Genomic DNA, 22,617 nt, shown 5'->3' on the forward strand with positions numbered 1-22,617 from the left:
GGGGCGGCCAGCGGCGGCGGCCCGCCCCCGGCATCAATCCTGCGTCCAATCCTCCATGGGCGGGCAACCACAGAAGAGATTGCGGTCGCCATGCACGTTGTCGATGCGGTTCACTGTCGGCCAGAACTTGTTCTGCGCGACCCAGGGCAGCGGGAACACTGCCTGCTCCCGGTCATAGCTGCGCTGCCAGTCGCCGACCACATCGGCCATGGTGTGGGGCGCCTGGCGCAGCGGGTTGTCCTCGGCGTCCCAGCTGCCCTGCTCCACCAGGGCGATTTCCGCCCGGATGCTCAGCATGACCTCGATGAAGCGGTCCAGCTCCGCCTTGGACTCGCTCTCGGTGGGCTCGATCATCAGCGTGCCGGGCACCGGGAAGGACATGGTCGGGGCGTGGAAGCCGTAATCCATCAGACGCTTGGCAATATCCTCCTCGGTGATTCCGGTAACCGCTTTCAGCGGGCGGATATCGATGATGCATTCATGGGCCACCCAGCCCTTGTGGCCGCAGTAGAGCACCGGATAGGCATCGCCGAGGCGACGGGCAATATAGTTGGCGCTGAGGATGGCCACTTCGGTGGCGCTGCGCAGGCCTCTGGCACCCATCATGGCGATGTAGGTCCAGCTGATCAGCAGGATGCTGGCGCTGCCCCAGGGCGCGGCGCTGACCGCATCGTTTTCCGGGTCCGGCCCGTCCAGCGGCACCACGATGTGGTTGGCAAGATAGGGGGCCAGGTGTGCGCGAACGCCGATCGGCCCCATGCCCGGCCCGCCACCGCCGTGGGGTATGCAGAAGGTCTTGTGCAGGTTCATGTGGGCGACATCGGCGCCGAAGTCCGCCGGTCTCGCCAGACCGACCAGGGCGTTCAGGTTGGCGCCGTCCATGTACACCTGGCCGCCATGCCGATGGACGATCTCGCAGATCTCCTCGATGCCCTCCTCGTAGACCCCGTGGGTGGACGGGTAGGTGATCATCAGACAGGACAGCTCCGCGGCATGGGTCGCGGCCTTGCTTCGCAGATCATCGATATTGACGTTGCCCTGATCGTCACAGGCCACCAGCACGACACGCAGCCCGGCCATCTGCGCCGATGCCGGATTGGTGCCGTGCGCCGAGGTGGGTATCAGGCAGACCCGCCGCTGCGACTCGCCCTTTGCCTGGTGATACCCGCGGATCGCCAGCAGCCCGGCATATTCTCCCTGGGCACCGGAGTTGGGCTGCATGCTGATGGCGTCGAAGCCGGTGATGGCCCGCAGCATGGCTTCCAGCTCATCGATCATCTGCCGGTAGCCCTGCGCCTGGTCCTGCGGGGCGAAGGGGTGCATCCGGGCAAATTCCGGCCAGCTGATGGGGATCATCTCGCTGGTGGCATTGAGCTTCATCGTGCATGAGCCCAGCGGGATCATCGCGTGGTCCAGCGCCAGGTCGCGGCGCTCCAGCGAGCGGATATAGCGCAGCATGGCGGTTTCCGAATGGTGCCGGTTGAATACCGGATGCTGCAGCGCAAGAGTGCGGCGGCGCAGGGGCGGCGGGATGGCGATATCGCCGCCACGCACTGCCAGATCCAGCGCCGGCAGGTCCTGGCCGTGACTCTCCCCGGCGAAGCAGCACAGCAGCGCCTCGACCGTTTCGGCGGTGCTGGTCTCGTCCAGGCTCACCCCCAGATGGTCGGCATCGATCAGGCGCAGATTGATGCGACGGCTGCGGGCACGCTCGACGATCTGCCGGGCCTGCCCGGGCACATCGAGCGTCAGCGTGTCGAAGAAGTGCCTGTTGCGGCGGGTGATTCCGCAGCGCTCCAGTCCCAGGGCAAGCATGGCGGTGAGCCGATGGACCCGCTCGGCGATGCGCCGCAACCCCTCGGGGCCGTGGTACACCGCATAGAATCCGGCGATATTGGCCAGCAGCACCTGTGAGGTGCAGATGTTCGAGTTGGCCTTCTCCCGGCGGATGTGCTGCTCGCGGGTCTGCAGGGCCATGCGCAGGGCCCGCCTGCCCCGGCTGTCCACCGAAACGCCAATGATGCGTCCGGGCATGGCCCGGCGGTATTCATCACGGCTGGCGAAGAAGGCCGCATGCGGACCACCGTACCCCATGGGCACACCGAAACGCTGGGAAGAGCCGAACACCACATCGGCGCCCAGCTCCCCCGGCGGCGTCAGCAGCAACAGGCTCAGCGGGTCGGCCGCGACACAGGCCAGTCCGTTGCGGGTCTGCACTCTGTCGATCAGCGGTTTCAGGTCCCGCACCTCGCCCCAGGTGGTGGTGTACTGGAACAGCGCGCCGAAGCACGGATACCGGTCCAGCTCGCTGACGTCAGCCACCACCAGCTCGAAGCCGAACCCCCGGGCCCGGGTGCGCAACACGGAAATTGTCTGCGGATGGCAGTCCTGATCGACGAAGAAACAGTTGCTCTGGCTCTTGGCCACCCGCCGCGCCAGCGTCATCGCCTCCGCCGCTGCCGTGGCCTCATCCAGCAGCGAAGCCACCGCCAGTTGCATGCCGGTCAGATCGAGGGTGAGCTGCTGGAAGTTCAGCAGCGCCTCCAGCCGGCCCTGGGATATCTCCGGCTGGTAGGGCGTGTAGGCGGTATACCAGCCGGGGTTCTCCAGCACGTTGCGCTGAATCACCGGAGGCAGGATGGTGTCGTGGTAGCCCATGCCGATGCAGGAGGTGAACTGCTGATTGCGAGCGGCAATGGCCCTGAGGCTGGCCAGCACCTCGGTCTCGCCGCGCGGGCCGGCCAAGGGCAATGGGGCATCCCGGCGGATGCGTCCGGGCACCGCCTGATCGATGAGTTCATCCATCGACGCGAGCCCCAGGGCCTGCAACATGCGTTGCTGCTCGTCGGTATCCGGGCCGATGTGCCGTCTGATGAAGGCATCCTGCTGCTGCAGTTCGGCGAGACTCCGGGGCTCGGTCATGGGAATTACCTCATCGTGGCGGGCTGTTCCTGCTGTTGATCAGATAGTGGCCAGATAACCGTCGGCGTCCAGCAGGCCGTCCAGCTCGCTGGCATCGACCGGCTTGACGCGGAAGAACCAGGCCTCGCCATAGGGATCGCTGTTGACCAGCTCCGGCGCATCGGCCAGCGCCTCGTTGACGGCGATCACCTCGCCGCTGACCGGCGCGTAGATGTCCGAGGCGGCCTTGACCGACTCCACCACCGCGCATTCGTCCCCCGCGCTCAGCTGGCGACCGACCTCGGGCAGCTCGACGAAGACCACATCGCCCAGCGCATCCTGGGCATGATTGGTGATGCCTACAGTGATGGTGCCGTCCTCTTCCAGACGGCTCCATTCATGGCTGCTGGCATAACGCAATTCAGTGGGGGTGTCGCTCATTTTTCAGTTTCCTCGATGCAATTGAAACGTGACCGCTCCGGGGTGACGGAACGCACTGGGTTATTCGACAAGGGACTTGCCATTACGCACAAAGCCGGGGCGGATCACCCGCACATCCAGCGATCTGCCGCGAATATCCACCCGGGCCAGGGCGCCCGTTGCGCGGGGTACCCGCGCCAGCGCTATGGAACAGCCCAGGGTGGGAGAAAAGCTGCCGCTGGTGATCACGCCGTCCGGCAGGCCATCCACCAGCACTTTCTGACCGGCGCGCAGCACCGCCCGCTCATTGAGTATCAGCCCGACCTGCTTCGGCTGCTCCGCGGCCTGACGCTGCGCTTCCAGCGCGGCGCGGCCAATGAAGTCGCGACCGGCGGGCTCCCAGGCGATGGTCCAGGCCATGTTCGCCGCCAGTGGCGAAGCGGCCTCGTCGATGTCGGCGCCGTACAGGTTGAGTCCGGCTTCCAGCCGCAGGGTGTCCCGCGCGCCGAGACCGCAGGGCTTGCAGCCGGCATCGCGCAGCGCCTGCCACAGCTGCGGTGCTTCGGCGGCGGGCAGCATGATTTCCACGCCGTCCTCACCGGTATAGCCGGTGGCCGAGATGAACCACCGACCATCGTGGCCGCCATGGAAGGGTTGGAGGGTTTCGATCAGGGTCGCACGGCTGTCGCTGACGACACCGGCGCAGTAATTGCGGGCTTGCGGGCCCTGTACCGCGATCATCGCCAGGTCGGTGCGCTCGGTGAGTGTTACCGCATGGCTGCCCAGATGCTCACGCATCCACGCCAGATCCCGCGAGCGGGTGCCGGCATTGACCACCAGACGGTAGCCTCCATTGTCCAGACGGTAAGCGATGAGATCGTCGAGAATGCCGCCCTCGGGGTTGAGCATGGCGCTGTACAACGCCTTGCCGGGGGTGCCCAGGCGGGCCACATCATTGGCCAGCAGGTGCTGCAGCCAGGCGGTGGCATCGGCCCCGGCGACATCCACCACGCCCATGTGCGAGACATCGAAGATGCCCGCCTCGCGGCGCACCTGATGATGTTCCTCGATCTGCGAGCCGTAATGCAGCGGCATGTCCCAGCCACCGAAATCCACCATCCTGGCCCCGGCGGCAAGGTGACTCTCGTATAACGGCGTGCGCAAACCCATGGCGTTGTTTTCCTTGTTGCCCCGGCCCTGTGGCAGATTGTAGCCACAAAGACCGGGCTGTGCAGTCCCTTGCTGGTCGGCGCTACACGGGAGGTATCAGCGGCGGCCGGACCGTCTGATCAGCACGATCACCGGTGCCAGGCCTACCACCACCAGCGTCAGCGCCGGCAGGGAGGCGCGGGCCCACTCCCCCTCACTGGTCAGCGCATGGATGCGCACCGCCAGGGTATCCCAGCCGAAGGGGCGCATGAGCAGCGTAGCGGGCATCTCCTTGAGCACATCCACGAATACCAGCAGGGCAGCGCTGAGAATACCCGGCAGCAACAGCGGTACATACACCTTCCAGAACACCTGCCAGCCGGTCTGCCCCAGACTCAGGGCTGCCTCCGGGAGCGATGGCCGGATGCGCGCCAGCGAGGTATCGAGCGGCCCGTAGGCTACGGCCATGAAGCGGATCAGATAGGCCAGCAGCAGCGCGAACAGGCTGCCGAGCAGGATCGGGGCCGGGTTGGCCGCACCCAGCAGGCTGCGCAGCGGTACCACCAGGGTGTTATCGAGGAAACTGAAGAAGAACATGATTCCCACCGCCAATACCGACCCGGGCAGGGCATAACCCAGATTGGCCACGGCCACGGCACTGCGCACCCGCCGTATCGGCTGCAGGCGCGAGGCCAGCACCAGCAGGGTTGCTACCGCCACGGTCATCAGCGCGGCGATGCCGCCGAGCATCAGGGTATTGCGGATGGTCGACCAGTAGCGGCTGTCGAGATCGACGAAGCCACTGCTGACCAGCCAGTACAGCAGCTGGATGACCGGGATGATGAAGGCCACCGACAGGATCAGCACGCAGTAGCCGCTGGCCAGCCAGGCAAGCGGCCCGCGCAGCCGGTAGAGCGCGCCCTTGCGGGGCTTGTCATTGGCCGGGAAGCGCTTGCTGCGGCCCTGGGCGTGACGTTCGATGAACAGCGCCAGAAAGACGAACAGCAGCAGCAGGCTGGCCAGCTGGGTAGCGCTCTGCAGACTGAAGAAGCCGTACCAGGTCTTGTAGATGGCGGTGGTGAAGGTGTCGAAATTGAACACCGACACCGCACCGAAATCCGCCAGGGTTTCCATGATGGCCAGCGCCGTACCGGCGCTGATGGCCGGTCTGGCCATCGGCATCGCCACCCGCCAGAAGCCCTGCCATGGCGTCTGCCCGAGTATGCGCGAGGCCTCCATCAGGCCCCTGCCCTGGGCCATGAAGGCGCTGCGCGCCAGCATGTAGACGTAGGGGTAGAACACCAGCACCAGCGTCAATATCACCCCGCCGGTGGAGCGGATGGGCGGCAGCCGGAAGTCGCTGCCAAACCAGCCCCGCAGCACAGTCTGGATCGGGCCGGCAAAGTCCAGCATGGCCACCATGACGAAAGCAAGCACGTATGCCGGCACCGCGAAGGGCAGCATCAGCGCCCAGTCCAGCCAGCGCCTGCCGGGGAATTCGCACAGGCTGGTCAACCAGGCCAGGCTGACCCCCAGCAGCACCACACCGATCCCCACCCCGAACACCAGCACCAGCGTATTGCCGATCAATCGCGCCATCTGGGTCTGCATCAGGTGCTCCCAGATCAGCGGATCCACGCTCTGCCAGCTGATGAGCAGAACCAGCAGCGGCATGAGCACCAGGGCGGCGGCGGCGTAGACAATCAGTTGCCAGCGAAGCTTGCGGGTGGTGAGTGGGCGGGCCACGAAGACTCCCTGTGGTAGACAAAACAACACGCCCGGCATGAGCCGGGCGTGCAGTATACAAACAAAACGCTATGACAGGCGGATCAGTTCCAGCCGAGGCGGTCCATCAGCATGATGGCCTCCGGTTGACGCCGACCGGCCACTTCGATGTGAACGTCATCGGCCTTGAAGTCACCCCAGGCCGCGACCTCCGGAGCGGACTCCAGCGAAGGGTTGGCCGGGAACTCCATGTTCACGTCGGCGAAGATGCGCTGGGCCTCTTCAGTGGTCATCCACTCCAGCAGTTTTGTAGCCTCTTCCGGCTGCTTTGCATGCTTGGTGACACCGGCGCCGGAGATGTTGACGTGCACGCCGCGGTCGTCCTGGTTCGGCCAGAACAGCGCCACTTTCACGTCCGGCTCGCCCTTCTGCAGGCGGCCGAAGTAGTAGGAGTTGACGATGCCGACATCACACTGACCGGCGTCGATGGCCTTCAGCAGCGCGGTGTCGTCGGAGAATACCGGAGTGGCCAGGTTGGCCAGCCAGCCCTTGATCACCTCGGAGGTCTTCTCTTCGCCGATGGATTCCAGCATGGTGGCGACCAGCGACTGGTTGTACACCTTCTTGGAGGTACGCAGACATACGCGACCCTTCCAGCTGTCATCAGCCAGCGCCTCATAGGTACTCAGCTCCTCGGGTTTCACCCGCTCGGTGGAGTAGGCAATGGTGCGGGCGCGCAGGGACAGGCCGGTCCACATGTCGTTGCTGGAACGCAGGTGGGCGGGGATGTTCTCCTTGATGGTTTCCGAGTCGACCGGCTGGAACAGGCCCTGCTCCTCGGCCTGCCAGAGGTTGCCCGCATCCACGGTCATGAACATGTCCGCCGGCGTGTTGGCGCCCTCGGCGCGCAGGCGGGCCATCAGCGGCGCCTCACGGTCGGTGATGTAGTTGATCTTGACCCCGGTCTTTTCGGTATACATTTCGAAGACCGGTTTGATCAGGTGCTCCTGACGGGAAGAGTAGACCACCAGTTCCTTGGCCTGAGCGACGCTGGTAAAGGCGCTCAGCGCCAGGCTGAGCACAACGATATTGCGGGTTAGGGACATCAGCGTAAGCCTCGATTTGGGAAAGCGAGGCTAGATGATAATGATTTCAATTATGATCTTCAATATGCCGCAGCGACTTTATCCCGCCTGGTCCGTGCTTCTGGCCAGCTCCGGCAGCTCCCCTTCCAGCCCCAGCGCCCTGCGGACGATACCGGCCTTCAGGCCATCCATGCCATCCACCCAGCGCATGCCGGTGTTGCGCAACCAGCGCAGCGGCAGCGCATCCGCATGGAACAGCCGCTGGAAGCCCTCCATCGCCGCCATCATCGCCAGGTTGGCACCCATGCGACGGCGCTCGTATCGCTGCAGCACTGCCAGACTGGCAATATCCTCACCACGGACCAGTGCAGCGCGGATCACCTGGGCCAGCTCAGCAACATCCAGCAGTCCGAGGTTGACGCCCTGCCCGGCCAGCGGGTGAATGCTGTGCGCGGCATCGCCGATCAGTGCCAGACCCGGCTGCACATAACGCCGCGCATGGCGCTGGCGCAGGGGAATGCAGTGACGCGGGTCGGCCTCCAGCACCGGCCCCAGCCGCCCTTCGATGGCCGCTTCCAGCTCCGCAAGAAAGGCCGGGTCGTCCAGCTGCATGACGCGCTGGGCCTGATCCGGCAGCAGCGACCAGACGATGGAGCAGTAGTGCTGCCCGTCCCGGTCGTTCAGTGGCAGAAAGGCCAGCGGGCCCGTGTCAAGGAAGGATTGCCAGGCGGTGGCCGCATGGCTGTTCCCGGTACGCACGGTGGTCACCACGGCGTGGTGCAGGTAATCCCACTCGCGCATGGCGAAACCGGCCAGCTCCCGCAGGCGTGAACGGGCGCCGTCGGCGGCGACCACCAGCGGCGCCTGCAGGCGCTCGCCGTCGGCCAGCTCCAGAGTCCACAGCTCGTCGTCCCGCGTCAGCCCGCTCACCTGACGCCCGCCCAGCAGCTGTACATCGGTCTGGCCCAGACTTTCCAGTACGGCCTGCTGCACCCGCCAGTTCTCGACGATGTGACCCAGGCGATTCTCACCGAGTGCCGCGGCATCAAAATTGACCTGGCCGGTACCGGCGCCATCCCACACGCACATATGCCGATAGGGACTGCGGTACGCCGGATCGATACGCGACCAGGCGTCGAGACGGGCGAGAATATTTTCCGAGGCGGCGCTCAGGGCGCTGACCCGGGGATCATAACCGGAGCCGGTAGCCCTCGCGCGCAGCGGCGCATCCAGCTGCATGCCGTCCAGCAGCGCCACCCGCAGCGGCGCATCCGCCAGCGCCCGGGCCAGGGTGGCACCGACCATGCCGGCGCCTACCACAATCAGATCAAACTGCTGCGCCATGGCGCCTCCGTTCTGTTGCGGGTTCATCCTCGCAGCCCCATACCCTGACGCGCCAGCCGCGTCTTCAGCGGTGGCAGCAGGTCCATTGCCAGCAGTCCGGTATTGCGGCCGACGACCAGCAACGGGTTGCGGTTGCTGAACAACTGAGTCAGGTAATGACTGAAGGCCACGGTTGCCATCTGATCCCCCCGCTGGCCGTCAAGATACTGCTGCAGTACCGCCAGCGAGCCGGGGTGAAGACCGTCACGCTGCGCCCGGCTCAGGGCATCGGCCAGCGCCATGGCGTCGCGCAGGGACAGGTTGAAGCCCTGGCCGGCGATCGGATGCAGACTGTGTGCGGCGTTGCCCAGCACGACCAGGTGCGAGCGCACCTGTTCTTCGGCCTCGATCAGGCTGAGCGGATAACTGGCCCGCTCGCCCACCTGGGTCAACGCCCCCATGCGGAAGCCGAACGCTGCCTGCAGGCGCTCGAGAAAGGCATCGTCCGGCAGCGCGGCGACCTCGGCTGCCACATCCACGGCCAGGGTCCACACCAGTGCGCTGCGCTGCCCGGACAGTGGCAGCAGCGCCAGCGGCCCGGTTTCGGTAAAGCGTTCGTAGGCGACGCCGGCATGGCCCTGCGCCGTGGTCACGTTGGCAATCACCGCCACCTGCTGGTAGGGGTTGATCTTGCGATGAATGCCCAACTGGTCGAGCAGACCGGAGCGTCCACCATCGGCTATCACCAGCAGATCGGAATCCAGCTGCCGCGCGCCGTCCGCCACCTGCAGGTCCAGGCGGTAGCCGCCGGGCTGCGCCTGGGCGCGGGCGACCCGCGCCGGGGCGCACCATTCAATGGCCTGCTGGTCCAGATTGCCCAGCAGCACCTCGCCCAGCCAGGCGTTTTCGACTATGTACCCCAGCGCAGGCACGCCCTCATCCTCGGCATGCATGCGCGCCGAGCCCGGGTGGCCACGGTCGGACACGTGGATCTGCCGGATAGGCTCGGCGCGCCGAGCCAGTTCGGTCCAGATGCCCAACCGCTCGAACAATCGGCGGCTGCCATGGGACAGGGCGGTGGAGCGGTTGTCATAGCTCGGCTGCCAGCCGCCCTCTGCCGGCGGTTGCGCCTCGATCAGCCGAATGGTCCAACCGGACGCCCGGGCGCAGTCCTGCAACCCCAGCGCCAGGCTGGCGCCGACCATGCCGCCACCGACGATGTTCAGCTGATAGCTCACGCAGGCTCCCCGACAGCACGGGCCTCGGCCATCAGCGCTTCGATCTCGTCCGCCTCGCGGGGCACCTTGCCGGTGAGAATCTGGTGGCCGTCGCGGGTCACCAGCACGTCGTCCTCAATGCGGATACCGATGCCGCGCCACCTGGCCGGTAAGTTCTCGTTATCCGCTGCGATATAGATGCCCGGCTCGACGGTCATCACCATGCCCGGCTCGAGCACCCGCCACTCTCCGCCGACACGGTATTCGCCCACATCATGCACATCCATGCCCAGCCAGTGGCCGGCGCGGTGCATGTAGAACGGTCGGTAGGCGCCAGCCTCGATCAGGTCGTCCAGCTCACCCTGCAGCAGCCCGAGTTCCAGCAGCCCTTCGGTGATGACCCGCACCGTGGCGTCATGGGCTTCGTTCCAGTCGCGGCCGGGGCCGATGACGGCAAAGGCGGCTGCCTGGGCCTTGAGCACCAGATCGTAGATCGCCCGCTGCTCGGCGGTGAACCGGCCATTGGCGGGGAAGGTGCGGGTGATGTCGCTGGCGTAGCAATCGAGCTCGCAGCCCGCGTCGATCAGTACCAGGTCGCCGTCACGGATCTGCGCGGTGTTTTCCGTGTAATGCAGGATGCAGGCGTTGCGCCCGGCGGCAACAATGGAGGCATAGGCTGGAGCGCGGCTGCCATGGCGCATGAAGCAGTACTGCAGCTCGGCTTCCAGCTGATATTCGTACATGCCCGGACGGCAGGCCTGCATCGCGCGGATATGTGCCTCGGCGGAAATGTCCGCGGCGGCCTGCATCACCTTGATTTCCGCCGCGCTCTTGTACAGACGCATGTCGTGCAGCAGATGGTCCAGCGCGACGAATTCCTTGGGTGGCTCCGCGCCCATGCGCGCCTTGCTGCGGATGGCATGCAGCCAGCCGGTGAGCTGCATATCGAATTCATGATTGGCACCCAGCGCGTAGTAGACCCGCTCGCGCCCCTCGATCAGCCCGGGCAGGATGTCGTCGATATCAGTGATGGGGAAGGCATCGTCGGCGCCATAATCGGCCACCGCACCGGTCTGCCCGGCGCGGTATCCGTCCCACAGCTCGCGCTCGGGGTCCTTCTCCCGACAGAACAGCACGTACTCGCCATGCTCGCGGCCGGGGATCAGAGCCATCACCGCCTCCGGCTCGGGGAATCCGGTCAGATACTGGAAGTCGCTGTCCTGACGGTACTGATACTCGGTATCGCGGCTGCGCACATGCACCGGCGCAGCGGGCAGTATCGCGATGCTGCCGGGGACCATCTGGTCCATCAGTGCCTTGCGGCGACGGGTGTATTCCTGTTTGCTGATACGCATGGGTTCTCCTCAATGCAGTGATGCAGGCGGCTGATCCCGGCCAGCGGGCTGGCACTCACTGAACAGCAGCAGCACGGCCATGCGCACATATTCCATGACTTCCATGAAATCGACTTCGTTGGCCTCGGACTCATCCAGATCGGTCTGCACCTGGGCAATGGCGGCAAAGTCTGCCAGTACACCCTCGGCCTCCTCGCTCAGTGCCTGCTCCCTCGAGACCAGACCGAAGCCGCCGAGAAAGGCCTCGCACCACTGGCCCAGGGCCTGCGCGCGTTGTTCGATGGGTGCCTCATCGCTGGGCAGCAGCAGGGTCAGGGCGAAACCGCTGTCGCTCAACTGGGCCAGGGTGGCATCGTGCAGCTGGATCAGCAGCACCCGGTCGGCCTCACCGGGCGCGCTGCGCCCGTCGATCAGTTCCCGAGCGACGTCCAGCCAGCCCGCGTGCTCGAGCCGGGCGCCGGCACTCAGCCGGCCTGCCAGATGGCCGTGCAGCTCGGCCGGAAAGCCGGCCGCGCCGAGCTGGCGGAACATCTGGTCGAAGCGGTCGTAATCAAAGGCGGCGGACATCCGAAGCATGGTTGGCAATCTCTCTGGCGGGGGTGAACGCGAGCAGTGTATTCCAGACGCTGCGGATATCCTACCGATGGGACACCCGGAACAACAACCGGTGACAGCATCGCCGTGTTTGACCGCCCTGCCGGGCGGCTCTATAGTTGGCCCCACAGCGGGATGACAGAACGGCACCCATGGAACACCCCGAAATCGCTACCCTGATTGAAAAAGTAGACCGGCTGATCGAGATATGCGATCGGCTGCAACTGCAGAACCGGCAACTCCAGGCGCAGGAACGCAACTGGCGGGAAGAGCGACTGCAACTGATCGAAAAGAACGATCTGGCCCGCCAGAAGGTCGAAGCCATGATATTGCGTTTGAAATCCCTGGAGCACGATTCATGAGCCAACCCCTCACCGTCACGCTGCACATCCTCGACAAGGAATATCAGGTCGCCTGTCCACCGGACCAGCGCTACAACCTGGAAGAGGCCGCCCGCCATCTGGACGCCACCATGCGCGACATCCGCAATCGCGGCAAGGTGATCGGGCTGGAGCGGATCGCGGTGATGGCTGCACTCAACATAAGTCATGAAATGCTCACCGGCAGCCGCTCACAGAACCAGCTGCTCAGTGAGCAGCAACAGCAGATTGCCGACCTTGCCACCCGTCTGGATCAGGCGCTCGCCCGCCATCAGGACTGAGGGCTCCCCCCGGTCGGTGGCAACCTGGTGATTATTCTGTATACTCGGTCATATCCCTGGGACGTTAGCCAGTCGGAGACGTCCCTGAGCCGATACTCCTGTAGAAGGAGGCCGCGCGCTAGCGTCAGTGTGCATGTCCGCAAGACGGAAAGCCTGAGACGCTGCCGTGTCCACCACCTTGAACTTTCGGGTTCAAGGGCTAACCCGACAGCGGCGTTCCGGGGACCCCACTCATGAGCAACGAGCGCAGTCAGCTGCGCCGCCAGCTGCGCCGGGCCCGACGCAACCTCACCCCCCAGCAGCAGCGCAAGGCCAGTCAGAAGCTGTTACAACAGCTTGCTCAGCACCCCTTGTTCCGCCGCAGCCGGCACATCGCCTTCTATCTAGCCAATGATGGCGAGATAGACCCCGCCGCACTGATGGAACAGGCCCGCAGGATGGGCAAGCACTGCTACCTGCCGGTACTCAGCGAATGGCCGGCCAATCGCATGAGTTTCCAGCGGCTGGTCAGTGGCCAGCGCTGGACACGCAACCGTTTCGGCATCCGCGAACCGCAACCCAACCGCAGCCTGCAGGCCCGACCCTGGCGATTGGACCTGGTACTCCTGCCGCTGGTCGGCTTCGACGAGCAGGGAAACCGCCTGGGCATGGGCGGAGGGTTCTACGATCGCACCTTCGCCTACCTCAGGCGCAGGCGGCACTGGACCGGACCACAACTGCTTGGCCTGGCCCATGCCTGCCAGAAAGTCGAGCAGCTGCCTGCCGCCTCATGGGACATTCCCCTGAATGGCATCGTCAGCGATCAACAATTATTCCTGCTGCGTGGGGCACGGCGCCAGCCGACTCGGCGGGGCGCTCGAAATAGCTCTGGGTGTATCCGGTAGTCACCACGCCAAGGGTGAAAACCAGCACGAGGATCCAAATCAAATCCGGTTTGCGGCGCATCTCCTGACTCCATTCTGGCCGACTGCTGAACTGCTTGCGAAAGCATCCGCGAGACGGGGAGCGATATTATTATCATTATTGAAACACTTCCAGCGCTTCACAGTGATGCTATACAACATATCTACGCAGCAATCAAGGCCAGTATTTTATCGATAACACGGGCGAGTCACAATTCTGGCGCCGGGATCACGGCGCCAACCATATCAACTGCCGGCCGTTTCAGCCGAGATAGAGCTGATAGGCGGGGTTGTCCGTCTCGTTCCAGTAGGGGTAGCCGATCTCATCCAGCGCCGCGGGCACCCGACTACGCTCGTCCTCCGGGACCTGCAGCCCCACCACCACGCGCCCATAATCGGCGCCATGGTTGCGGTAATGGAGCATCGAAATATTCCAGCGACCGCCGAGCCGATTGAGGAAATTGAACAGGGCACCGGGGCGCTCGGGAAACTCGAAGCGATAGACCACCTCGTCCTCGACCTGCACCGAATGCCCACCGACCATGTGCCGGATATGCAGCTTGGCGAGCTCGTTGTCGGTGAGATCCAGTACCGGGAAGTTCTTCTCGATCAGACCTTCTACCAGGGCCTCCCGGGGGTCCGACTCCGGGTGGGTCTGTACGCCGACGAAGATGTGGGCTTCGCTGCTGTCGTGGTAGCGGTAATTGAACTCGGTGATGGCCCGCTTGCCGATGGCCTGGCAGAACGCCTTGAAGCTGCCCGGCCGCTCCGGAATGGTCACCGCCAGCAGCGCTTCGCGCTGCTCGCCGATCTCGGCCCGCTCAGCGACATGGCGCAGGCGGTCGAAGTTGATGTTGGCGCCGGAGTCGATGGCGACCAGCACCTGGCCGGTACAGCCCTCGCGCTCGACATACTTCTTGATGCCAGCCACACCCAGGCAACCCGCCGGCTCGCAGATGGAGCGGGTATCGTCATAGATGTCCTTGATGGCGGCGCACATCTCATCGGAGCTGACGGTGATTACCTCGTCCACGTACTTCCGGCAGATATCGAAGGTGTACTTGCCGATCTGCGCCACCGCCACGCCGTCGGCAAACTGGCCGACCTGACTGAGGGTCACCCGCCTGCCCTTCTCCAGCGCCGTGTGCAGGCAGCTGGAATCCCGCGGCTCGACGCCGATCACCTTGATGCCCGGCCGCAGGTACTTCACATAGGCGGCGATACCGGCGATCAGGCCACCGCCGCCCACCGGCACGAAGATGGCGTCCAGCTGCCCCTGATGCTGACGCAGGATCTCCATCGCCACCGTACCCTGACCGGCGATGGTATCCGGATCGTCATACGGATGGATGAACACCAGGCCCTTTTCCTTCACCTGCTTCTGCGCATAGGCCAGCGCCTCGTCGAAGGCATCCCCATGCAGCACCACCTTGCCACCCCGCGCCCGCACCGCCTTGACCTTGATCTCCGGCGTGGTCCTGGGCATCACGATGGTCGCCTTCACCCCCATGTGCCGGGCAGCAAAGGCCAGCCCCTGGGCGTGGTTGCCCGCCGATGCGGCGATCACGCCGCTGGCGCGCTGGGCCTCGGTCAGCTGTACCAGCTTGTTATAGGCGCCACGGATCTTGAAGGAGAATACCGGCTGCAGATCCTCACGCTTGAGCAGCACGGTATTGCCGAGACGCTCGGAGAGGAAGTTGGCACGATGGATGGGTGTTTCCACCGCCACATCGTATACCGGGGAGCAGAGGATCTTCTTTACGTAACTTTCAAGGGTCGGCATCAGGTTTCAGCTTGGTGAGGTGAAATAAAACCGCCAGTCTAAACGAATCGGGCCTGCTTCGACTACACGCCCACCCCACCGGGCCGTATAATCGCCGCTTTATTCATCAAGCACTCACCACAGAGGTAACCGGCATGACCCAGGACGAACTCAAGCAGGCAGTCGGCCAGGCAGCGGTGGATATCCTGCTGCCACAACTGGAAGACAAGAGCGTCATCGGTGTCGGTACCGGCTCCACCGCCAATTTCTTCATCGACGCGCTGGCAAGACACAAGGGCAATTTCGAAGGCGCCGTGGCCAGCTCCGAAGCCACTGCACAGCGCCTGAAGCAGCACGGCATTCCGGTGTATGACCTCAACAGCGTCGCGGGTCTGGACTTCTACGTTGACGGTGCCGACGAGGCCAACCGCCATCTGGAACTGATCAAGGGCGGGGGCGCTGCCCTGACCCGGGAAAAGATCGTTGCCGCGGTAGCGCGCACCTTCATCTGTATTGCCGACGAGAGCAAGCTGGTGACTACCCTGGGAGAGTTTCCGCTGCCGGTGGAGGTCATACCCATGGCCCGCAGTCATGTGGCCCGGGAGATCGTCAAGCTCGGCGGCGATCCCGTATACCGCCAGGGCGTGGTGACTGACAACGGCAACGTGATCCTCGACGTACATAACATGCAGATCCACGATCCGCGCGGGCTGGAAGAGCAGCTCAATGCCATTGTCGGCGTCGTCTGCAATGGCCTGTTTGCCGCACGGCCGGCAGATATCCTGCTGCTGGGTACCGCCGAAGGCGTCCAGCGCATGGAGCGCACCGCACACTGATCAGGTCTTGCGACGGCGGGCCGGCGGCGCCTTCTCTACAGTGGGCAGGCGCACGCGGAAGGCGGCGCCACCCATGACTGAGTCACCGAGCGTCAGCTCGCCGCCATAGCTGGCCACGATATCCTTGACCACCGACAAACCGATACCCTGCCCCGGGTGCGAGGTATCCAGTCGCTCTCCCCGACCGATGATGCGTTCGCGCTGATCGGGCGGGACGCCCGGTCCGTCATCTTCCACCCAGAGCTCGCACACCTCGTCATCACGGGTCGCCCCGACGCGTATGCGCGAGCGGCAAAGCCGGTAGGCATTCTCCAGCAGGTTACCCAGCAGCTCCAGTAACGCGCCCTCTTCCATCGGCACCTTGAGTTCCGGGCCGATCTGCATCTGCAGGTGTACCGGCTTATCCCGGTGCACCTTGCCCAGCGCCTCGCTCAGCTTGCCGACCACCGGCGCCAGGTCGGCCTGGTACTGCACCAATCCACTTCGACGCAGACTGGCCCGCTGCAGCTGGTAATCGATCTGCTGACTCATGCGCTCGATCTGGTCCTGCAGAATGCGCGAATGTTCCTGCTGACCCTTCTCGGTACGGATGTTCTCCGCTACCGTCTGCAACACCGCCAGGGGCGTCTTCAGGCTATGCGCCAGATCACCGAGCGAATCACGATAGCGCGCTCGCTGCAGGCGCTCGCTGTCCAGCAGGCGGTTCAGCGAGCGGGTCAGTCGTGCCAGCTCACTGGGATGCTTATCACTGAGGTTATCGCGCAGGCCATTTTCTATTTCACTCAGCTCCCGGCGCACCCCTTTCAACGACCGTAAACTCCAGGTCAGTGCCAGCCACAGCAGCAGTAGCAACAGCAACAGCCCCCCGCCGAGCCATAACCGCAGACGTTTGCTGAAGTCCCGCTGCAGGGAGTCAAACTCGCTGCTGGGCAGCATGGTCACGAAACTCAGGGGCAACTCATGATCGCCCACCAGACTGACTTCCACGTCATACACATAATATTCGTTGCTGTTCAGGTCGCGAATGCGCACAAAATCGATACGATTACCGCTGAAGTGCGGGGCATAGCTAAGCTTTTCGTCCCTCGTCGAACGGGAATGCCACAGCACCTGGCCGGCCGCATCATGCACATAGCCCAGCAGCTTGGCTTCCGGCAGGTTGAACTCCTCATCCGGCATCCGCTCGGGCATGACCAGCCGCCCGTCAACCACGCTGGCAGCACTGATCAGCGTCGACGCATCCGCCGCCAGCCGCTGCTGAATAACCTGCTCCAGCGTACGGTCAAAAACACTCTGCAGCGCCGGCAGCAGCGCCAGTACGAACAGCGCCGCGAAACCCGCGGCGCTGAATACCAGACGTGACCGCAGCGAACGCATCACTGGCATTGCTCGGTGAACAGATAGCCCTGTCCGCGTACGGTATCGATCAGTTTGAGATCGCCGGCCGCCTCGAGCTTGCGGCGCAACCGGCCAACCAGCACCTCGATAACGTTGGCATCCCGCTCCTCGTCATCCGGGTAGAGCTGCTCGATCAGCCGGTCCTTGGTCACTACCTGTTGGTGGTGCCGCATCAGGTATTCGAGAATGCGGTACTCGAACGCGGTCAGCGGCAATACCCGGTCATCGACCAGGGCCTGCTTGCGGTTGAGATCAAGCAGTAACGAACCAGCACGGATCTGCGCCTGTACAAAACCGGAAGACCGCCGCACCAGTGCGTTCAGCCGTGCCTCCAGCTCCTCGAACTGGAACGGCTTGACCACATAATCATCGGCCCCGGAGGTCAGGCCTTCGACCTTGTCCTGCCAGTTGCCCCGGGCCGTCAGAATCAGAATGGGAAAGGTTCGCCCCATGCTGCGTAATTCCCGGATCAGGTCCAGCCCGTCCATGCCGGGCAGGCCCAGATCAATGATGGCAATGTCATGATTGAATTGCTGCGCCTTGTACAACCCGTCCTCGGCGCTTTCGACAGCATCGACGATGTGCCCCACCTCACCAAAGCGCGTAGCAAGATGATGACGCAGCAGCGCCTCATCTTCGACCAGCAACACCTTCATAGCACCTCCAATACGCCAGATCCAGCGCATGGAAAACCGCCCGGCTCATGCCGGGCGGGTCGTGAACGCGCCGGATCAGAAGTGATAGTTTACCCCGAGATACAGCTGCTCGGTGCTTTTGAGGTCGAAGCTGCCGCCCACACTGCCATCCCGTGCATTCAGGCTGGCGTCAGCGGTGGTGCGCAGGTAGCGATAACCGGCTTCCAGCGATACCGGTGCATCGAACTGATGCAGTACGCCGGCCTGCAGGCCACCGGCAAGCCCCAGATCGCTGTCCCGATGGAAGCCTGCAGAGTCCTGCTCCAGCTTGACCAGACCGGCGGTCACGCCACCGAACAGGCGAGTATTGTCAGCGACCGGCAGGAACAGGTCATAGCTGCCCAGCAGGTTCTGCTGACGCAGCTTATAGCCCTTGGCCGAGTCCGAAATGTACTCATAGGTCAGGTACATGCGGCCGGTATCATCCTGCACGCCGCCCCGCACACCCCAGGTGCCGGAGTTATTGATGGCGCTGTCCAGCGTACGGGCCTGCGGGTTGTTTTTCAGGCTGCTGGAGCGATCCATATTGCTGCTGGTTTCGCCCCAGGTCAGGCCGACGAAGCTGTCCTGAGCCAGAACCGGTGCACTGGCAAGGGCCATGGCGGTACCAAGAGCAAGAAATTTCAGGGATGTTTTCATAGTGTGTCTCCTCTGTAAGCGTGAGACACAGCATGCCAGCCCCCTCCTGAACCTCCGCTGAACCCCTGCTGAACCTGGGCTGAACATGGCCGAAATAGCCCCTACTGACAGGAATCCCTTTGTTATATTCCTCTGCCAATCAGCAGCCTACCGCTGCCGGTGGACCGGCTCGCCCCTCCCCGATCATGAACTGCCTGCCCCTCCCTCAGTAGCGAAGAAGCGCATATGGAACTCGACATCATCACTCTCCGGGATACCCTCCTCAATGGCAGCAATGGTGACAGAGTTACCGCGTTGAGTGCATATCACCCAGCCGACCTTGCCGTCGCCCTTCAGCCATTCGAGCCGGCTGTCGTCTGGAACATTCTGCATCAGGCTAGTCCTGCCAGGCAGGCGGCGGTGTTCGGCTATCTGGCTCCCGAGTTCCAAGCTCTGCTGGTAAGCGTCATCCCCCGGCAGGCACTGACGACGCTTGTCATGCACATGAGAGCCGACGAGCGTGCCGACCTGTACCGCCAACTCACAGAAGAACAGCGAGACGCATTGATGCCGACCCTGGCCCGGGCCGAGCGGGAGGATATCCGCCGGCTGGCGTCCTATCAGGAAGGAACGGCGGGAGCTATCATGACCTCCGGCTACGCCGCGTTACCACTGGATATCAGCGCCGCCGAGGCCCTGGCCGTGCTGCGCTGTGAGGCACCGGACAAGGAAACCATCTACCGAGCCTATGTGGTCGACAACAGCCGGGAGCTGCTCGGCTCCGTCCGCCTGCAGGACCTGATCACGGCATCGCCCCGTGCCCGCGTCAGCGAGTTGATGAAAAGCTGCTCCTATCAGATAGACGTCAATGCCGAGGCGGAAGAGGCGGCGCGCCGGATTGCGCACTATGACATGATCGCGCTGCCGGTGGTCGATGCCGACAATCGCCTGGTGGGCATCATTACCCATGACGATGCCCTCGATGTGATGGAAGCCGGCGCCACCGAAGATTTCCACCGGGTAGGGACAATCACCCACCTGGAGTCCGGTGTCAGCTCCGCGTCCATATTCATGCTTTACCGGGCCAGGATCGTCTGGCTGATGCTGCTGGTGTTCGGCAGCATCTTCTCTGGGGCCGGCATAGCACACTTCGAGGACACCATTGCCGCCAACCTCGCACTGATGTTCTTCCTGCCGATCTTGATTTCATCCGGAGGCAACGCAGGTTCGCAATCGGCCACCCTGATGATCCGCGCATTGGCCACCGGCGAGATTGGCCTGTCCGACTGGACCCGGGTACTTGGGCGCGAGCTGGTGCTGGCGATCCTGCTGGGCACCAGCATGGCTTGCGCCATCGCACTGATAGGGGTAATGCGCGGCGGTCCACAGATTGCGCTGGTGATCAGCCTGTCAATGATCCTTATCGTGATGGTGGGCAGCCTGATCGGCATGCTGTTGCCGTTCCTGCTCAGCCGCTTCAGACTGGATCCGGCCACAGCCAGTACACCCCTGGTCACCTCCATTGCCGACGCCACCGGGGTGCTGATCTACTTCAGTATTGCCAATGTCATACTATCCATACCCCATGGATAGCCAACCACAGGACAGCGCGCCGCGCCTGGCGCCTCCAACGAAGGATTGAGACAAGATGCCTATCAAGACCATCGTAGTTGCCCTGGCTGCCACAGACGACGATCAGCGGATAGCCGAGCGGGCGGTGCAACTGGCCAACCAGCATCAGGCACAACTGATCGGCGTTCATGTTCTGGACAGCCTGCCGCCGCAGGATGACGGTTTGCCCTCTGCCATCGATACTGCGGCATTGGCCAATGCCATGCGCGAACAGAGTGAAGTGCAGCTCAGACAACTGCTGGTGCATGCACACCGGCCAGCGAGTATCCAGCTGGAAACCGGCAAACCCCATGAGGCTATCGAGCAGATAGCCGCCCGCTGCCACGCCGACCTGCTGATCATCGGTCCGGGTGTGGCGCGCAACCTGCGCGAGAACGTGTTCGGCTCTACTGCTGACCGTTTGGTACGGCAGGCGCCCTGTCCGGTCCTGGTGGTGCGCCGCGAAGTCGCCGGTCCCTATGCCCGAGTTGCGGTGGGGCTGGACCCGTCCCGCCATGCACAGCAGGCATTGCACCACGCCGCGCAGCTATCGCCCGGCGCCGCACTGGAGCTGATTCACGCGGTGCAGATACCCCAGCCCTTCATCCAGGCAATGCTCAGAGCCGGCACACCCAAGGCCGAAATTGAACGCTACCGCCGCGCGCGGGCACGCATGGCCCGGCAGCAGATCATGGAAATCTTCAACGAGCGGGGACCATTACCGGACAATTCCCGCCTGAAGATCATCCATGGCGACCCAGGGCTCAGCCTGCTCAGGATTTCACGGATGAAAAGCATCGACCTCGTCGCCATCGGCACCCAGGGCGCCGGGGCGGTTTCACAACTGGTATTGGGCAGCGTAGCCAGAAAGGTACTCAGCGCAGCCGGGAGCGATGTGCTGACGGTGTCAGCTGCGGCTGTCGAATTAAGACGCAGTTGTTTTTGAGTTCACCGATGGTCAGCGGCAGAGGCCAGCGCAAATACCCAAGCCCTGCCAGAGCGCTTCCTGGCACATTGGAGACCAGTGCACACTTGGCTAAGTTGTGGCGGGATTGCCCCGCCACATAATTCACATCAGAACAGCACGCGGCAGCGGATGGTGCCGTTGATCTCGTGCAGTTTCTTCAGCGCCAGATCGGAGTAGGCGGCGTCCACGTCGATCACCACATAGCCGACCTTCTCGTTGGTCTGCAGATACTGGCCGGAGATGTTGATGCCGTTGGTGGCGAACACCTGGTTGATCTCGCTCATCACACCAGGGATATTCTGGTGAATGTGCAGCAGACGATGCTTGCCGGGGTGCGACGGCAGCGCCACTTCCGGGAAGTTGACCGAGGTGATCGAGGTGCCGTTATCGCTGTAGCGCACCAGCTTCTCGGCCACTTCCAGGCCGATGTTGGCCTGGGCTTCCATGGTCGAACCGCCGATATGCGGGGTCAGCAGGCAATTGTCGATGCCGCGCAGCGGAGAGACGAACTCGTCATCGTTGGAACGCGGCTCGACCGGGAACACGTCGATGGCGGCGCCGTTCAGATGCTTGTCCTTGAGCGCCGCGGCCAGTGCGTCGATATCCACCACGGTGCCGCGTGCGGCGTTGATCAGGATGCCGCCCTTCTTCATGGCGCGGATCTGCTGTTCACCGATCATCCATTTGGTGGAGGGGGTTTCCGGCACGTGCAGGGTCACTATGTCAGCGCTGCGCAGCAGTTCGTCGAGGCTGCCCACCTGACGGGCATTACCCAGCGGCAGCTTGGTCACCACGTCATGGAAGATCACATGCATGCCCAGACCTTCGGCCAGTACCGACAGCTGGGTGCCGATGGAGCCATAGCCGACGATGCCCAGGGTCTTGCCACGGATCTCGTAGGAGTCGGCAGCGCTCTTGAGCCAGCCACCGCGGTGGGCAACCGCGTTCTTCTCCGGGATACCGCGCAGCAGCAGGATGGCCTCGGCCAGCACCAGCTCGGCCACCGAACGGGTATTGGAGTACGGCGCGTTGAACACCGCCACACCCATCTCACGTGCCGCTTCCAGATCGACCTGGTTGGTGCCGATGCAGAAACAACCAATAGCGACCAGCTTGTTGGCATGCTGCAGCACGTCAGCGGTGAGCTGGGTGCGTGAGCGAATACCAATGAAGTGCGCGTCGGCAATGGCAGCCTTGAGCTCCGCCTCCGGAAGAGCACCCTTGTGGTAGTCGATATTGGTGTAGCCGGCTGCCTTCAGCGTGTCGACGGCAGTCTGATGCACACCCTCGAGGAGCAGGAATTTGATCTTGCTCTTGTCCAGCGAGGTTTTTGCCATGAGTGAGTTACCCGTAATGCTGATGTATGATGGTCCGTCAGGTTTCGGCGCTTGCTCGGTC

General features: G+C 63.7%; 19 protein-coding genes, 1 other RNA gene and 1 pseudogene. 7 read left to right on the top strand and 14 right to left on the bottom strand.

Annotation, left to right across the window (positions count from 1 at the left end; translation table 11 throughout):
• Nucleotides 1–33: 33 nt before the first annotated feature.
• The 9 genes from gcvP to IEW63_RS09310 form a co-directional block, all read right to left on the bottom strand.
• Complete coding sequence (gene gcvP, locus IEW63_RS09270) at nucleotides 34–2,922, bottom strand: aminomethyl-transferring glycine dehydrogenase (protein ID WP_188636327.1); 2,889 nt, start codon at nucleotides 2,920–2,922, stop codon at nucleotides 34–36.
• A gap of 39 nt (nucleotides 2,923–2,961) precedes the next feature.
• The gene (gene gcvH, locus IEW63_RS09275) at nucleotides 2,962–3,342 is read right to left on the bottom strand and encodes a glycine cleavage system protein GcvH (protein ID WP_188636328.1); all 381 of its coding nucleotides are present in this window, start codon (nucleotides 3,340–3,342) and stop codon (nucleotides 2,962–2,964) included.
• Between the two features lie 60 nt (nucleotides 3,343–3,402).
• Nucleotides 3,403–4,491 carry a glycine cleavage system aminomethyltransferase GcvT gene (gcvT, locus tag IEW63_RS09280; RefSeq protein ID WP_188636329.1) on the bottom strand — a complete coding sequence of 363 codons (1,089 nt, stop codon included), beginning with the start codon at nucleotides 4,489–4,491 and terminating at the stop codon, nucleotides 3,403–3,405.
• Between the two features lie 96 nt (nucleotides 4,492–4,587).
• Nucleotides 4,588–6,216 (bottom strand): ABC transporter permease, encoded by a 1,629-nt coding sequence (locus tag IEW63_RS09285; RefSeq protein ID WP_229710425.1) that lies wholly within the window; start codon nucleotides 6,214–6,216, stop codon nucleotides 4,588–4,590.
• Nucleotides 6,217–6,299: 83 nt separating this feature from the next.
• Nucleotides 6,300–7,301: an extracellular solute-binding protein gene (locus IEW63_RS09290; RefSeq protein ID WP_188636331.1), complete on the bottom strand. Its 1,002-nt coding sequence runs from the start codon at nucleotides 7,299–7,301 to the stop codon at nucleotides 6,300–6,302.
• A gap of 78 nt (nucleotides 7,302–7,379) precedes the next feature.
• Nucleotides 7,380–8,624 carry an FAD-dependent monooxygenase gene (locus tag IEW63_RS09295; RefSeq protein WP_188636332.1) on the bottom strand — a complete coding sequence of 415 codons (1,245 nt, stop codon included), beginning with the start codon at nucleotides 8,622–8,624 and terminating at the stop codon, nucleotides 7,380–7,382.
• A 23-nt stretch (nucleotides 8,625–8,647) separates the two neighbouring features.
• On the bottom strand, nucleotides 8,648–9,841 hold the full coding sequence (ubiH, locus tag IEW63_RS09300; protein ID WP_272872587.1) for a 2-octaprenyl-6-methoxyphenyl hydroxylase: 1,194 nt from the start codon (nucleotides 9,839–9,841) through the stop codon (nucleotides 8,648–8,650).
• Nucleotides 9,838–11,175 (bottom strand): Xaa-Pro aminopeptidase, encoded by a 1,338-nt coding sequence (gene pepP / locus IEW63_RS09305; RefSeq protein ID WP_188636333.1) that lies wholly within the window; start codon nucleotides 11,173–11,175, stop codon nucleotides 9,838–9,840. The genes ubiH and pepP overlap by 4 nt, the downstream gene beginning before the upstream one ends.
• Nucleotides 11,176–11,184: 9 nt before the next feature.
• The gene (locus IEW63_RS09310; protein ID WP_229710426.1) at nucleotides 11,185–11,751 is read right to left on the bottom strand and encodes a UPF0149 family protein; all 567 of its coding nucleotides are present in this window, start codon (nucleotides 11,749–11,751) and stop codon (nucleotides 11,185–11,187) included.
• Nucleotides 11,752–11,921: 170 nt separating this feature from the next.
• Between IEW63_RS09310 and IEW63_RS09315 the strand changes: the two genes are divergently transcribed.
• From IEW63_RS09315 to IEW63_RS09330, 4 genes and pseudogenes are all read left to right on the top strand, one after another.
• The gene (locus IEW63_RS09315; RefSeq protein ID WP_188636334.1) at nucleotides 11,922–12,131 is read left to right on the top strand and encodes a TIGR02449 family protein; all 210 of its coding nucleotides are present in this window, start codon (nucleotides 11,922–11,924) and stop codon (nucleotides 12,129–12,131) included.
• Nucleotides 12,128–12,430 (top strand): cell division protein ZapA, encoded by a 303-nt coding sequence (locus IEW63_RS09320; protein WP_188636335.1) that lies wholly within the window; start codon nucleotides 12,128–12,130, stop codon nucleotides 12,428–12,430. Before IEW63_RS09315 ends, IEW63_RS09320 begins: the two co-directional genes overlap by 4 nt.
• Nucleotides 12,431–12,480: 50 nt before the next feature.
• A non-coding RNA gene (gene ssrS, locus IEW63_RS09325) (6S RNA) lies at nucleotides 12,481–12,659 on the top strand.
• Between the two features lie 4 nt (nucleotides 12,660–12,663).
• Nucleotides 12,664–13,233 (top strand): annotated as a pseudogene (locus tag IEW63_RS09330) (5-formyltetrahydrofolate cyclo-ligase); the annotation flags it as partial.
• Between the two features lie 361 nt (nucleotides 13,234–13,594).
• Here the strand turns inward: IEW63_RS09330 and ilvA are convergent.
• Nucleotides 13,595–15,115, bottom strand: coding sequence for a threonine ammonia-lyase, biosynthetic (ilvA, locus tag IEW63_RS09335; RefSeq protein ID WP_188636337.1), 1,521 nt, complete (start codon nucleotides 15,113–15,115; stop codon nucleotides 13,595–13,597).
• A 134-nt stretch (nucleotides 15,116–15,249) separates the two neighbouring features.
• Between ilvA and rpiA the strand changes: the two genes are divergently transcribed.
• Nucleotides 15,250–15,930 carry a ribose-5-phosphate isomerase RpiA gene (rpiA, locus tag IEW63_RS09340; protein ID WP_188636338.1) on the top strand — a complete coding sequence of 227 codons (681 nt, stop codon included), beginning with the start codon at nucleotides 15,250–15,252 and terminating at the stop codon, nucleotides 15,928–15,930.
• Here the strand turns inward: rpiA and IEW63_RS09345 are convergent, their stop codons facing one another.
• The 3 genes from IEW63_RS09345 to IEW63_RS09355 all read right to left on the bottom strand — a co-directional run bounded on the left by IEW63_RS09345 (nucleotide 15,931) and on the right by IEW63_RS09355 (nucleotide 18,662).
• Complete coding sequence (locus tag IEW63_RS09345) at nucleotides 15,931–17,310, bottom strand: ATP-binding protein (RefSeq protein ID WP_195826173.1); 1,380 nt, start codon at nucleotides 17,308–17,310, stop codon at nucleotides 15,931–15,933.
• On the bottom strand, nucleotides 17,307–17,984 hold the full coding sequence (locus IEW63_RS09350; protein ID WP_188636339.1) for a response regulator: 678 nt from the start codon (nucleotides 17,982–17,984) through the stop codon (nucleotides 17,307–17,309). Before IEW63_RS09350 ends, IEW63_RS09345 begins: the two co-directional genes overlap by 4 nt.
• A 75-nt stretch (nucleotides 17,985–18,059) precedes the next feature.
• Nucleotides 18,060–18,662, bottom strand: coding sequence for an outer membrane beta-barrel protein (locus IEW63_RS09355; protein ID WP_188636340.1), 603 nt, complete (start codon nucleotides 18,660–18,662; stop codon nucleotides 18,060–18,062).
• Between the two features lie 225 nt (nucleotides 18,663–18,887).
• Here IEW63_RS09355 and mgtE point away from each other — a divergent pair, with 225 nt between their 5' ends.
• Both mgtE and IEW63_RS09365 read left to right on the top strand, forming a co-directional pair.
• On the top strand, nucleotides 18,888–20,234 hold the full coding sequence (gene mgtE, locus IEW63_RS09360) for a magnesium transporter (RefSeq protein ID WP_188636341.1): 1,347 nt from the start codon (nucleotides 18,888–18,890) through the stop codon (nucleotides 20,232–20,234).
• Between the two features lie 55 nt (nucleotides 20,235–20,289).
• A complete protein-coding gene (locus IEW63_RS09365) occupies nucleotides 20,290–21,198 on the top strand; it encodes a universal stress protein (RefSeq protein ID WP_188636342.1) in 909 nt (302 codons plus the stop codon).
• A gap of 128 nt (nucleotides 21,199–21,326) precedes the next feature.
• Here the strand turns inward: IEW63_RS09365 and serA are convergent, their stop codons facing one another.
• The gene (gene serA, locus IEW63_RS09370; protein WP_188636343.1) at nucleotides 21,327–22,556 is read right to left on the bottom strand and encodes a phosphoglycerate dehydrogenase; all 1,230 of its coding nucleotides are present in this window, start codon (nucleotides 22,554–22,556) and stop codon (nucleotides 21,327–21,329) included.
• Between the last annotated feature and the right edge of the window lie 61 nt (nucleotides 22,557–22,617).

The organism is Halopseudomonas pertucinogena (assembly GCF_014646575.1).
Taxonomy (GTDB): domain Bacteria; phylum Pseudomonadota; class Gammaproteobacteria; order Pseudomonadales; family Pseudomonadaceae; genus Halopseudomonas; species Halopseudomonas pertucinogena.